Raw genomic sequence first — 13,109 nt, 5'->3', positions numbered from 1 at the left:
ACAGTATATTATACTCATCTGAAAACGGCCATCTCAGTTATGCTGAGGTTTTACCTTGCACAGTGCCCGCCATGATCGTCCACTCATTAAAATGTTTCGGTGCCGCCCCCGGTGGCGGCAATGCGGCGCTGGTCGTAGAAAACGACCACGGCACGCAAGCGCAGCGCCAGACCTTTGCCCGCGAACGCCAGGTCAGCGCCTGCGTCTTCCTCGGCCGCCAGGCGGACGGCAGCATCGTGCTCGACTATTTTTATCCGCACACGCGCAGCCCCCTGTGCCTGCACGCCACCCTGGCCGCCGCGCATGTGCTGCTGACGGCGCCCAGCGCGCCGGCGGCGCTGACGATCACCACCGCCATGCGCGGACAGGCCTTGCAGCTGGTGCGCCGCGCGGAGGGATTGTTCATCGGCCTGGCGCCGCAGCCGGCGCCTGCCGTCCAGGTGGAAAAATATGTGCCGTCCGAGCTCATGGGCCAGCACATGCACTTGCTGTCGCCGCCCGTCGTCGCGTCCGTCGGCAGTCCGAAGCTGCTGCTGGAAGTGGCCGACCGCACCACCCTGCGCGCGCTGCGGCCGAATCTGGAATTGATTGCCGACTGGAGCGCCTTGCATCAGGTCAACGGCTGCTATGCGTATTGCCGCACGGGCGAACACGAGTACGAAGGGCGCAACTTCAATCACCTGGACCCGGCGCTGGAAGACAGCGCCACGGGCGTGGCGGCGGGCGCGCTGGCAACGCACTTGCAACAGTCGCTGCGCCTGCACCAGGGCCATGTGACGCAGCAGCCCTGCCTGATCGAAGTACAGTACGGCGCGCAAGCCATCTGGGTGGGCGGCATGGTGCAACGCAGCACCTGAACGGGGCATGCTGCACCAGTACAAGGCAAGCGGAGCAGCGGCCAAAAGATAATCAACCAGGAAACAACAGTTACAGCAAATTTGTAATAACAAAACAAAGTATCGCTGGTGAATGCTGAAAAGATGGCACTAGAATCAAGTCACGAATCTTGCTCATCAGCCAATTGGAGATACTGCGTGCCGACCCTCACCACCTTGCGTAAAGCAGTCCTCATCAGCCTGTACGGCAGCGCCGCCCTGGCCGCCTTCAGTCCCGCCGCCATGGCCCAGAACACGGAAGCGGCGGCCACGGACGGCCCCGTGCAAACGGTCAGCGTGGTCGGCTCGCGCCGGGTCGCCAGCTCCGCCACCGATACCATGGTGCCGGTCGATATCATTCCCATTTCCAAGGTGGCAGAACAGGGCGGCCAGTTCGACCTGGCGCAATCGCTGCAATACATCTCGCCCTCGTTCAATTCCACGCGCCAGACGGGCGCCGACGGGGCCGACCTGATCGATTCCGCCGCCCTGCGCGGCCTCGGCTCCGACCAGACCCTGGTGCTGGTCAATGGCAAGCGGCGCCACACGACGGCCCTCGTCAACCTGTTCGGCGCGCGCAACCGCGGCAACACGGGCACGGACATGAATGCGATTCCTTTGCTGGCGATCAAGAACGTGCAAGTGCTGCGCGACGGCGCCGCCGCCCAGTACGGCTCGGACGCCATTGCCGGCGTGATCGACATCGAACTGAAGAAAAGCCTGGGCTGCGAAGCGGTGGCCGGCTACAGCCAGTATTCCGCAGGCGACGGCAAGAATTACATGACGTCCGCCTATTGCGGCATCGCGCTGGGTGACAAGGGCACCCTGGCCATCACGGGCGAATACCTGGACCGTGGCCGCTCGAACCGGGCCGACGCGGACAGCATGCGTATCATCGGCGACACCAAGTCCAAGAACAAAACCCTGTACATCAATGGCGACTACGCCACCAGCAGCACGGGCAAGCTGTACTTCACGGCCGGCGCGCAGACGCGCGACGCGTCCAGCGCCGCGTTCGGCCGGGGCGGCATCGGCAGCGACGACATTCCATCGCGCAATTCCGCCGCCATGTACCCGGACGGTTTCGTGCCTTTCATCAACGGCAAGATCGACGACCAGTACGCCACCATCGGCCACCGCAGCCAGATCGGCGAATGGCATGCGGACTTTTCGCAAACCTATGGCTACAACAAGATGCGCTACGACATCAGCCATACCTTGAACGCCTCGATCGCCAACCTTGACCTGATGAACGGCGGCAAGGGCGTCAGCCCCAGCAGCTACGACGCGGGCGGCTTCTCGTTCCAGCAGCTGACCAGCAACGCCGACTTCAGCCGCTACTACGACACGGTGATGAGCGGCATGAACGTGGCCTTCGGCGCCGAATACCGCAGCGAGGAGTACAAGATCATGGCCGGCGAACCCGGTTCCTACATCGACGCCGACGGCGTGGGCGTGGGCGGCAACGCGGGCAGCCAGGGCTTCCCCGGCTTCCAGCCCGGCGACGCCACCAAGGCCAGACGCCACAGCATCGCCGCGTATGGCGACGTGGAACTGGACTGGACGGAACGCCTGAAAACCCAGGCCGCCCTGCGCTATGAAAAATTCAGCGATTTCGGCTCCACCGTGACGGGCAAGCTGGCCGCCAGCTATAAAGTGGCGCCCAACGTGCTGCTGCGCGGCTCGGCCAGCACGGGTTTCCGCGCGCCATCGTTACAGCAAGTTTATTTCTCATCCACCTTCACCGACTTCATCGGCGGTGTGCCCACGGACGTGGTGCTGGCGCCCAACGGCGGCACCGTCGCCAACGCGGCCGGCATCCCCAAGCTGAAAGAAGAAAAGTCCACCAGCTTTACGTTTGGCACCACCTGGACGCCCACGCAAGCCATTTCCGTGACGGCCGACTTGTACAACATCAAGATCAAGGACCGCATCGTGCTGTCGGGCCGCTTCAATGCCGACAACTATCCGGACCTGGCCGCGCGCCTGGCCCTCCTGGGCGTGGGCGAGGCGCAGTTCTTCGTCAACTCCATCGACACGCGCACGCGGGGTCTGGACCTGACGGCCTCGCACAAGGGCGAACTGGCGGGCAACCGCCTGAACACCTTCCTGGCTTTAAATTTGAGCAAGACGGAAGTGACGAAGGTCAAGACGCCGGATTCGCTGAAAGGCTATGAAGACGTGCTGCTGTCCGAGCGCGAACGCCTGTTCATCGAACAGGGCGGCCCCCGCGCGAAAGCCACCCTGGGCTTCGACTACATCACGGGCAAGCTGGAATCGGACTTGCGCATCATTTATTTTGGCCCGCAAACCCTGGGCACCTTCAGCGGCACGGCCGCCGGCGTGCCCAACGCCCGCTACGCGGCCAAGACGTCGGCCGACCTGAGTTTTACCTACAGCATCAACAAGAACACCAAGCTGACGTTTGGCGGCAACAACATCTTCAACGTCAAGCCCACCACGCAGAATCCGGACGAAACGGACAACGGCTTCAAATACGACAGCGTGCAGTTCGGCCTGAACGGCGCTTCCTACTTCGGCCGGCTGTGGGTGAAGTTCTGAACGCCCTGTCCGCCTGAAAAAACAGCGGCTGCGCCAGCATGGGCAGCCGCTGTTTTTTTGTCTGCATCATTGTCGGCATCAACATGCGGCCGGATGGCAGGCGCTGGATGAAAGATGGCTTGCGCCCAGCGCTGCCGCTGGCGCCCCTCCTAGGCGTGCGACAGAATATTGATGAGTTTGCCGAAAGGGTCGCGCACGAAAAACCGCCTGACGCCCCAGGGTTCATCGGCAAGTCCATATTCGATGGGAAACCCGGCGACCGACATGCGCGCCAATGCGGCATCCACGTCATCGACTTCGATGGAAAGGTCCGGCACTGCCGTGTTCGAGCCGCCTTCCGTCGCGAAACTCACCTGAACGCTCATTTCGGTTGGCAAACCATAGGTGACGATCCAGCCGTGGTCCATGACAAGGTTGAGACCCAGCACGTCCTGGTAAAAAGTGCGGGCCAGTGCCACATCCGGCGTCGAGAAATTTGCAACGATTCGCTTGACTTGCATATTCTTCCTCCGTGCCAAAGATTGAAAAATTCAACACCCGCCCCTGCCATGCACGGATTCCAGCCGCTGCAGATGCGCAGCCCGGACCTGCAGGTGGCCGCGTCGTCAGGCTTTTTCGGACTTGGCGATAAGAAACCAGGGGATGGCAAACGGGCCGGTCAGAGCGACGATCATGTCCCTGACGGCCGTTCTTTTCAAAAGGCGCCGTTTGGCGATCAGGTGGCAAGCCACTGCCGAGAGCAGCCAGATCAATGCGGGGATGTATGCCGTCACTGTGAACTCCATTCAGATAGTCGTTGCCTTGAATGCAAACGATGATAACAGGCGCATCTGGGCAGTGCAATTTGGCACCGTCCCCTCTGGGCAGCCGCGTGTCCGCTTCCCCGGGGCACGCGCCCCTGTCCCGCCCTGCCCGCCTGCTCCGGCGGCGCCCCGCCAGCGTGGCCGCAGTGAACAATCTTTGCCCTGCGGCGGAAAGCACGGATAATAGCGGCTAACTCATATGCACAGTATTGGATTCTCCCATGGAAATTAAAGTCAACTTTCTCGACAAGCTGCGTCTCGAAGCCAAGTTCGACGATTTTACGGTCATCGCCGACCAGCCCATCCGCTATAAGGGCGATGGTTCGGCGCCGGGCCCGTTCGATTACTTTTTGGCATCATCGGCACTGTGTGCCGCGTACTTCGTGAAGTTGTATTGCGATACACGCAATATTTCAACCGAAAATATCCGTCTGTCGCAAAACAATATTGTTGACCCGGAAAACCGTTACCAGCAGATTTTCAAGATCCAGGTCGAGTTGCCGGCCGATATCTCGGCCAAGGACCGCCAGGGCATCCTGCGCTCGATCGACCGTTGCACGGTCAAGAAAGTGGTACAGGCGGGCCCCGAGTTCGTCATTGAAGAGGTGGAGAGCCTGGACGCCGACGCCCAGGCCCTGCTGACCTTGAATCCGGCCCCTGGCGCGAGCACCTATATCGTGGGCAAGGACTTGCCGCTGGAACAGACCATCGCCAATATGTCCAGCCTGCTGGCGGGCCTGGGCATCAAGATTGAAATCGCCTCGTGGCGCAACATCATTCCCAACGTTTGGTCGCTGCACATCCGCGATGCGCACTCGCCCATGTGTTTCACCAACGGCAAGGGTTCGACCAAGGAAAGTGCGCTGGCGTCGGCCCTGGGCGAGTACATCGAACGGCTCAGCAACAATCATTTCTACGCGGGATCGTTCTGGGGTAACGACATTGCCAACGCGGATTTTGTTCATTACCCGAACGAGCGCTGGTTCAAGCCGGGCCGCAAGGATGCACTGCCGAAAGAGATTCTCGATGCCTATTGCCTGGACATCTACGATGCCGATGGCGAGCTGCGCGGTTCGCACTTGATCGACACCAACTCCGGCAATGCGGAGCGCGGCATCTGCTCGCTGCCGTATGTGCGCCAGTCCGATGGCGAGACCGTGTATTTCCCGTCCAACCTGATTGAAAACCTGTATGTCAGCAATGGCATGAGCGCCGGCAATACCCTGGTCGAAGCGCAGGTGCAATGCTTGTCGGAAATTTTCGAACGGGCCGTCAAGCGCGAAATCCTCGAAGGCGAGATCGCCCTGCCCGACGTGCCGCAGGACGTGCTGGCGAAGTATCCGAGCATCGTGGCCGGCATACAGGGGCTGGAAGAACAGGGTTTCCCCGTGCTGGTGAAAGATGCGTCGCTGGGCGGCGTGTACCCGGTGATGTGCGTCACCCTGATGAACCCGCGCACGGGCGGCGTGTTTGCCTCGTTCGGCGCGCACCCGAGCCTGGAAGTGGCGCTCGAACGCAGCCTGACGGAATTGCTGCAGGGCCGCAGCTTCGAAGGCTTGAACGACTTGCCGCAGCCCACGTTTGCCAGCGAAGCCGTCACCGAGCCGAACAACTTCGTCGAACACTTCATCGATTCCAGCGGCATCGTGTCGTGGCGCTTCTTCAGCGCCAAGGCCGATTACGATTTTGTCGAGTGGGATTTCTCCGGTCACGGCGACAACTCGAATGCCGAGGAAGCGGCAACCCTGTTCGGCATCCTCGCCGGCATGGGCAAGGAAGTCTACACGGCCGAGTATGACCAGCTGGGCGCCACCGCCTGCCGCATCCTCGTGCCCGGTTATTCGGAAGTCTATCCGGTCGAGGATTTGATCTGGGACAACACCAACAAGGCGCTGCTGTTCCGCGCCGATATCCTGAACCTGCACCGCCTGGACGATGCCAGCCTGGAAGACTTGCTCGACCGCCTGGAAAACAGCGAGCTCGACGAGTATGGCGACATCGCCACCCTGATCGGCATCGAGTTTGATGAAAATACGGTCTGGGGCCAGCTGACGACCCTGGAATTGAAACTGCTGATACAGCTCGTCCTGCAGCAATTCGAGGAGGCGAAAGAGCTGGTGGAAACCTTCTTGCAGTACAACGACAACACGCTCGAGCGCAAACTGTTCTATCAAGCCTTGAACGTGGTGCTGGAAGTGGAACTCGATGACGAGCTGGAGCTGGACGATTATGTGGTCAATTTCCGCCGCATGTTTGGCGACGCCCGCATGGACGCCGTGCTGGGTTCCGTGGACGGCAGCGTGCGCTTCTTCGGCCTGACGCCCACCAGCATGCAACTGGAAGGCCTCGACCGGCACCAGCGCCTGATCGACAGCTTCAAAAAACTGCACGTGGCGCGGGGCAAGGCAGCTGCCACGCCGCGCTAGGTCGACAAGCGGGGGCCGGCGCTGCAGTCCGGCCTCCGCCCCCGGCGCAGGATCAACCCTGCGCTACCGCATGGAAAAGAGACCATGGCCACACTGGAATTCTGGTTCGACTTCGGCAGCAACTACAGCTACCTGAGCGCCATGCGCATCGAGGCGCTGGCGCGTGAAAAAAAGGTGCAGGTGATCTGGAAACCCTTCCTGCTGGGCGTCGTCTTCAAGGCGCTGGGCTGGGAAACGTCGCCGTTCGTCTTGCAAAAAATCAAGGGCGACTACACGTGGCGCGACATGGCGCGCCAGTGCGACAAATACGGCTTGCCATGGCGCCAGCCCGCCGCCTTTCCCCGCACGGCCCTGCTGCCCATGCGCGTGGCCCTCGTCGGCGCGGACCAGGGCTGGATCGCGCCGTTTGCGCGCCGCATGATGACGATGAATTTCGCCGAAGACCGCGACATCGACAGCCTCGAGGCCGTCAGCGAAGCGTTGGCCGGGCTGGGTCTCGATGCGGGCGCCATCGTGGCGCTGGCTTTGACACCGGACAACAAGCTGCGCCTGCGCCGCCAGACGCAGCAGGCGCAAGCGCTGCACCTGTTCGGCGCCCCCAGCTTCCTCAGCGGCGGCGAACTATTCTGGGGCAACGACCGGCTCGACGATGCGCTCGCGCATGCCGCGGCCCTCCCCTGACGGCAATCAGCCGGCCAGCGCCGCGATCTCTTTCTGCATGTTCTCGATTGCCCGCTCGTTGTACTGGCCGGCAAAATACGCATCGCCAAACAGCTGGCCCGCCTGCGCCTTGGCGCACAGGTGCTGCAGCGCCAGGCCCCGCTGCTCGTTGAAGCGCACGGGGTCCACGTGCGCATATTCGCGGACGATGGCTTGCGTGTAGGCTTGATAGACTTCATCGTCCTGGCCCAGGATGGCCAGGTCGGCGCTGAGCATGGCGTCCTTCAGCGCGTGGCTGATGCCGGGGCCCTGGAAATGATCGGTGGCGCGTATCAATTGCGCCACATCCAGGTTATCGCCCGCATCGAGGCCGCTGGCCAGCCACAGCTGGGCGCTCGCTTCTTCGCTCGAATACAGGGCGTCTTCATCGTGGCTGTAGACGGCGTCGTGGAACCAGAACGCCTTCTTGACCAGCGCGCTGTCGCGCTTGGGCGCATAGGTATTGTCGGCCCACACGCGGATCTCGGACAGGCCGTGCACCAGGTGGTCGAGGTTGTGATAGTGGCGGTCAGGGCCGCCATACGCCTGCGGCCCCGTCAGGTGCGCGAACCAGTGGTCCGCCAGCGCGATGTCGGCCTGGGAAGCGGTGGCGTAATTCCACAGCGCTTCCCACTCCTTGCGCAGGCAGTCGAGTATCCACGCCTGGTAGGCGGGACCGGGGACGAACTTCTTCATGGTCCAGTTCCAGCCGACGGGGCCTTCCAGCGCCTTGACGAAGCTGGAGCTGACGGAGCCGAGGTCGCGCGGCGGCATGACGAAAATCGTCTTGGCGCCCTGCAGCACGTCCACATTGGTTTGCTGGATCAGGTTTTCATAGTCGAAATCGGCCGTCGTGCGGATGCCGCGTATCAGATAGTCGCAGCCATGCTTCTTCGCCGCGCGCGCCGTGTAGTCGCCCTTGACGATGACGACCTGCACATTGTCCCAGCCGCACTCGCGCGCGCTCTGCTCGATGATGCGCTTGCGGTCTTCGGCGGGGAACTGGGGTTTCTTGGCGGGGTTTTGCGACAGGAACACGATCACCTCGTCGGCAAGCGAGCGCGCTTCGCCGAGCACCCACATATGGCCGTTGGTGATGGGGTCGAGGGTTCCTGAAAATCCGATCTTCTGCATGTGCGCTCCGTGGTCTGGTTCTGCTTGTTTCGCAGACAATATAGGGCCACGGCGCGCACGTCAATGCAGCAGATTAAAGATTGGCCTCACGCCAGGGCCAGGCGGAGGGAAATCTGCCTCATTTTTTCGCCGGCAGGGGGAATTCCACGCGCACGCACAAGCCGCCCAGGCGCTCGGACTTGTCCAGCACCAGGCGCGCGCCATGGCGCTCGGCGATGGCCTTGATGATGGCCAGCCCCAGGCCGCTGCCGTTGGCGTCCGTGCCGGGCACGCGGTAGAAGCGGCTGAAGACGCGCTCGCGCTCCTCGGGCGGGATGCCGGGACCGCTGTCTTCCACGGACAAGGTCACGCCGACGGGGCTGGCGCGCAGGTCGATGTCCACCGTGCCGCCCTGCGGCGTGTACTTGATGGCGTTGTCGACCAGGTTGCGCAGCATGATGTTGAGCGCATCGGCCTGGCCCGCCACCTTGGCCGGGTCCATGTGGTGCAGGCCCAGGTCGATCTTGCGCGCCTGCGCGATGCCGGCCATGTCGCCCAGCGCGCGCTTGACGACATCGTTCAAGTCCACCGCCTGCAGCTGGTCGCCGCTGGCGGCGCTCGCCTCCTGGCGCGCCAGCACCAGCAGCTGCTCGACCAGGCGCGTGGCCCGTTCGATGCCGGCGCTCACGCGGGAAATGGCCAGGCTGCGTTTTTCCGCCGATTCGGCCCGCTCCAGGCTCAATACCTGCAGTTTCAGGGCCGCCAGCGGCGTGCGCAATTCATGCGCGGCGTCGGCGACGAAATGCTGCTGCGCGTCGAACGCCGTCTTGACGCGCCCGAACAAGAGGTTCAATTCATGCACGAGGGGCCGCACTTCGTCGGGCAAGCCCGCTTCCGAGACGGGCGACAGATCGTCCGCCTGGCGCGCCGCCACCTGCTTGCGCACGCGCGACACGGGCGCCAGCGAACCGCTGACCACCCACCAGACGACCAGCATCAGGATGGGCGCCATCAAGGCGATGGGGCCCACCGTGCGCAGCGCCAGGCTGCCGGCCATGCGCTTGCGCACGGCCATGTCCTGGGCGATCTGCACGGTCTGGGAACTGGTTTGCACGGAAAAGATGCGGTAGGTGGTACCGTTGGCCTTCACGTTGGAAAAGCCCAGCACGGCGCGCTGCGGCAGTTCCGCGCGCGTGATCGAACGGAACACCTGCACGCCGTCCGGCGTCCACACCTGCACCACCATGTCGTTGTTGACGGGGTCGGCCGGCAACGCCTGCGCGTGGTTGGCCAGCGGCGCGCCGGAGCGCAGCGACAGGGCCATCTGCTGCATGTGGTAGTCGAAAATCTGGTCGGCGTCGTACAGGGCGCTGCGGTAGGCGATCGAGGCCTGCGCCAGGGCCGCCATGATGATGGCCGCCAGCAGGAACCACAGCAGACGGCCGCGCAGCGAGTGCGTCACCGTGACCTTCATCCTCATGCCTTGGGCACCATGTAGCCGAGGCCGCGCACGTTCTGGATCAAGTCGCTGCCCAGCTTCTTGCGCAAGCCGTGGATATACACTTCCACGGCATTGCTGTTGACTTCATCCTTCCAGCTGTACAGTTTTTCTTCCAGCTGTGCGCGCGACAGCACGATGCCGGGGCGCGCGATCAGCGCTTCGAGCACGGCCCATTCGCGCGCCGACAGGTTGACGGGATGGCCTTCGGCAATCACTTCGCGCGTCAGCGGATTGATGGACACGCCCTGGTGTTCGAAGATCGGTTCCGGCCGCCCCGAGGCGCGCCGCAGCAGGGCGCGGATGCGCGCCAGCAGTTCGTCGAGGTCGTACGGCTTCAACACGTAATCGTCGGCGCCCGCATCCAGGCCCGCGATGCGCTGCTCGACGGCGTCGCGCGCCGTGGCCACCAGCACGGGCGTGTCGAGCTTGCGCAGCCGCATCGAGCGCAGCACGTCGAGGCCATCCTTGCGGGGCAAGCCCAGGTCCAGCAGCACCAGGTCGTAGGTCTGCGTCTGCAGGGCCGTATCGGCCATGTCGCCATCCTTGACCCAGTCCACCGCGTAATGCTCGGCGCGCAGCAAGTCGAGTACCACCTCGCCGATCATCGTATCGTCTTCTACCAGCAATAAGCGCATGGCTTGCCTTTCTATCTTGTTATGCTTGCTTTCACCCAAAAAGATGAAAAGCTGGGTCGGCCCCGACGGGGGAATGTGTCCCGATGGGACACATTCCGATCACGAAGTGACTGACCCCGGTATTTACCCCAGCCGCACGGGAATGAAAATCTTGTCCGGTCCCCGCTGTATCAGCAAGGCCACGGACTTGGCGGATTTCTCGACCACGTCGCGCACCTGCTCGACGGTGTTGACGGGACGGCCATTGACCGACAATAACACGTCGCCCGGCTGCACCCCGGCATTCGCCGCCGCGCCGCCCGCGTCTTCCACCAGCAAGCCGGCGCTGATGCCCGCCTCGCGTTTTTCATCCGATTGTAACGGACGCAGGGCCAGGCCCAGTTTTACCTTGCCCGCGGCGCTGTCGCTCTTGGCCACTTCGGCCACCTTGTCGGCCGCATTGCCGAGCGTTGCCGTCAGGCTGACGATCTTGCCGTCGCGCCAGACATCCATGCTGATCTTATCGCCTGGCAAGGACGTGCCCACCAGCGCCGGCAAGTCGGCCGAGCCGATGATGCGCTGGCCATTCACCTTGCGCACCACGTCGCCCGATTTCAGGCCCGCCTTGTCGGCCGGGCTGCCCCGCTCCACGTTGGCCACCAGCGCGCCTTCCGGCGTGGCCAGCTTGAACGAGTCGGCAAAGCCCTGGTTCACTTCCTGCACCGTCACGCCCAGCTTGGCATGGCTGGCCTTGCCCGTGGCGACGATCTGGTCCTTGATGCGGCTGGCCAGGTCGATGGGAATGGCGAACGACAGGCCCTGGAAGCCGCCCGTCTGGCTGTAGATCTGCGAATTGATGCCCACCACTTCGCCGCGCGTGTTGAACAGGGGGCCGCCCGAGTTGCCGGGATTGACCGCCACGTCCGTCTGGATGAAGGGCACGTTGCTGTCGTCCGGCAGGGAGCGGCCCTTGGCGCTGACCACGCCCGCCGTCACCGTGCTGTCGAAGCCATAGGGGGAACCGATGGCCAGCACCCACTCGCCCACTTTCAGGTCGCTCGAATGGCCGAGCGGCACGACGGGCAGGTTGTTGGCGTCGATCTTCAGCACGGCGATATCCGTCTTCGGATCCGAACCCAGCACCTTGGCGCGGAATTCGCGGCGGTCGTTCAGCTTGACCGTCACTTCGCGCGCATCGCGCACCACGTGGGCATTCGTCATGATGACGCCGTCCGGGCTGACGATGAAGCCGGAACCGAGGCCGTGCGTGGGCACGTCGCGGCCGCCCCGCTGGCCCCCTTGCGGCCCCTGGAAGCGGCGGAAGAATTCGAAGAACGGATCGTTGCCGAAGTCGTCGTTGCCGGCCTGGGCCGATGGGTCGTAGGCCACCTTGGTGCTGCCCGTCACGCTGATATTGACGACGGCCGGGCTGTTGCGCGCGGCGATCTGGCTAAAGTCGGGCAAGGCCACCAGCGGCGCGGCGGCGGTGGCAGGCGCGACAGCAGCAGCCACGGGGACGGCAGGCGCGCCAGCGGCAGCATTCGCGCCGGCATTGTTTTGATGGATCACCATGGCGCCGCCGGCGCCCAGCACACCGATCGCGGCCAGCGCGGCTACGGTGCGTTTGATTTTCAGCGATGCGGTATTCGTTTGCTGTTCCATGAATTGCTCCTCATTCAATGAGATTTTGATGTATGCAATAGTGGGCCACGAGTCTTAGGCGGTGCTTAACATTTTTCCATTTGGAAACAGGCGTTTGCGCCTTTAAGCGGGGTTTAATCTTGCCTGCCGCACGCACGCCGCATGGCGATCGATGCACGCCCGCGGCGGGGTCCGAACGGACGCCGGACGTGACACTGGCCGGATCGACCGGCCAGTATTTTACTGCATGGAGAGGGGATGTTCCCTCCTGTCAATGCCGGCGCATGGCGCCGGCATCAGCTCACTCAGATCGCATCAGGCTGCCTGGCGCTGTTCCAGGGTGCTGACGGTGGCGCCGCTGCCGGTGCCGATCTCGATCTTGCGCGGTTTCAGCGCTTCCGGCACTTCGCGCACCAGGTCGATGGTCAGCATGCCGTTTTCAAACGTGGCGCCCGTGACCTTCACATGGTTGGCCAGCTGGAAACGCTGTTCGAAATCGCGGGCAGCGATGCCGCGGTGCAAGAACGTGCGCTCGACGCCATCCTTCTGCTTGCGGCCCGTGACGTGCAGGGAATCGCGCTCCGTGATGATGTCGATCTCTTCGCGCGAAAAACCGGCCAATGCCATCACGATCCGGTATTTATCTTCCGATACCAGTTCGATGTTGTAGGGTGGGTAGCTGGGCTGTGCATCGGCGCGCTGTTCGTTGAGCAGCTGTGCCAGGCGGTCGAAGCCAATGGCGGAACGGTACAGGGGAGCAAGGTCAAAAGTACGCATGATAACTATCCTTTTCATTAAAGCGATAAGAGGGGCGGACCTCACCATGAGCATCCGCCTGTTACCGATATACGGCCTGCCCAGCCCCTTTCAAGGCC

Annotated in this window: 11 protein-coding genes; 4 read left to right on the top strand and 7 right to left on the bottom strand. The window is 63.0% G+C overall.

Going from position 1 to position 13,109, the window contains the following annotated elements:
* Positions 1-71 precede the first annotated feature (71 nt).
* A complete protein-coding gene (locus tag VPH41_RS05060; RefSeq protein ID WP_328569154.1) occupies positions 72-857 on the top strand; it encodes a PhzF family phenazine biosynthesis protein in 786 nt (261 codons plus the stop codon).
* A gap of 177 nt (positions 858-1,034) precedes the next feature.
* On the top strand, positions 1,035-3,437 hold the full coding sequence (locus VPH41_RS05055; protein ID WP_328569153.1) for a TonB-dependent receptor plug domain-containing protein: 2,403 nt from the start codon (positions 1,035-1,037) through the stop codon (positions 3,435-3,437).
* Between the two features lie 149 nt (positions 3,438-3,586).
* Here VPH41_RS05055 and VPH41_RS05050 read toward each other — a convergent pair whose 3' ends face one another.
* Both VPH41_RS05050 and VPH41_RS05045 read right to left on the bottom strand, forming a co-directional pair.
* Positions 3,587-3,937 carry a VOC family protein gene (locus tag VPH41_RS05050; RefSeq protein WP_328569152.1) on the bottom strand — a complete coding sequence of 117 codons (351 nt, stop codon included), beginning with the start codon at positions 3,935-3,937 and terminating at the stop codon, positions 3,587-3,589.
* Between the two features lie 105 nt (positions 3,938-4,042).
* The gene (locus tag VPH41_RS05045) at positions 4,043-4,210 is read right to left on the bottom strand and encodes a hypothetical protein (protein WP_193317590.1); all 168 of its coding nucleotides are present in this window, start codon (positions 4,208-4,210) and stop codon (positions 4,043-4,045) included.
* A gap of 251 nt (positions 4,211-4,461) precedes the next feature.
* Here VPH41_RS05045 and VPH41_RS05040 point away from each other — a divergent pair, with 251 nt between their 5' ends.
* Both VPH41_RS05040 and VPH41_RS05035 read left to right on the top strand, forming a co-directional pair.
* Positions 4,462-6,666: an OsmC domain/YcaO domain-containing protein gene (locus tag VPH41_RS05040; RefSeq protein WP_328569151.1), complete on the top strand. Its 2,205-nt coding sequence runs from the start codon at positions 4,462-4,464 to the stop codon at positions 6,664-6,666.
* Between the two features lie 84 nt (positions 6,667-6,750).
* Positions 6,751-7,347 carry a 2-hydroxychromene-2-carboxylate isomerase gene (locus VPH41_RS05035; protein WP_328569150.1) on the top strand — a complete coding sequence of 199 codons (597 nt, stop codon included), beginning with the start codon at positions 6,751-6,753 and terminating at the stop codon, positions 7,345-7,347.
* Between the two features lie 6 nt (positions 7,348-7,353).
* Here VPH41_RS05035 and coaD read toward each other — a convergent pair whose 3' ends face one another.
* The 5 genes from coaD to VPH41_RS05010 form a co-directional block, all read right to left on the bottom strand.
* On the bottom strand, positions 7,354-8,499 hold the full coding sequence (gene coaD, locus VPH41_RS05030) for a pantetheine-phosphate adenylyltransferase (RefSeq protein WP_328569149.1): 1,146 nt from the start codon (positions 8,497-8,499) through the stop codon (positions 7,354-7,356).
* Positions 8,500-8,617: 118 nt separating this feature from the next.
* Positions 8,618-9,952: an ATP-binding protein gene (locus VPH41_RS05025; protein WP_328569617.1), complete on the bottom strand. Its 1,335-nt coding sequence runs from the start codon at positions 9,950-9,952 to the stop codon at positions 8,618-8,620.
* Between the two features lie 2 nt (positions 9,953-9,954).
* Positions 9,955-10,614 (bottom strand): response regulator, encoded by a 660-nt coding sequence (locus tag VPH41_RS05020; protein ID WP_010400558.1) that lies wholly within the window; start codon positions 10,612-10,614, stop codon positions 9,955-9,957.
* A 123-nt stretch (positions 10,615-10,737) separates the two neighbouring features.
* Complete coding sequence (locus VPH41_RS05015) at positions 10,738-12,255, bottom strand: Do family serine endopeptidase (RefSeq protein ID WP_328569148.1); 1,518 nt, start codon at positions 12,253-12,255, stop codon at positions 10,738-10,740.
* A gap of 294 nt (positions 12,256-12,549) precedes the next feature.
* Positions 12,550-13,011 carry an Hsp20 family protein gene (locus VPH41_RS05010; RefSeq protein WP_152284172.1) on the bottom strand — a complete coding sequence of 154 codons (462 nt, stop codon included), beginning with the start codon at positions 13,009-13,011 and terminating at the stop codon, positions 12,550-12,552.
* Between the last annotated feature and the right edge of the window lie 98 nt (positions 13,012-13,109).

It is taken from the genome of Janthinobacterium sp. P210006, from assembly GCF_036231885.1.
In the GTDB taxonomy this organism is placed as follows: Bacteria; Pseudomonadota; Gammaproteobacteria; order Burkholderiales; family Burkholderiaceae_D; genus Janthinobacterium; species Janthinobacterium violaceinigrum.
The sequence above is the reverse complement of the archived record's forward strand: the minus strand, read 5'-3'. Positions and strand labels throughout refer to the sequence as shown.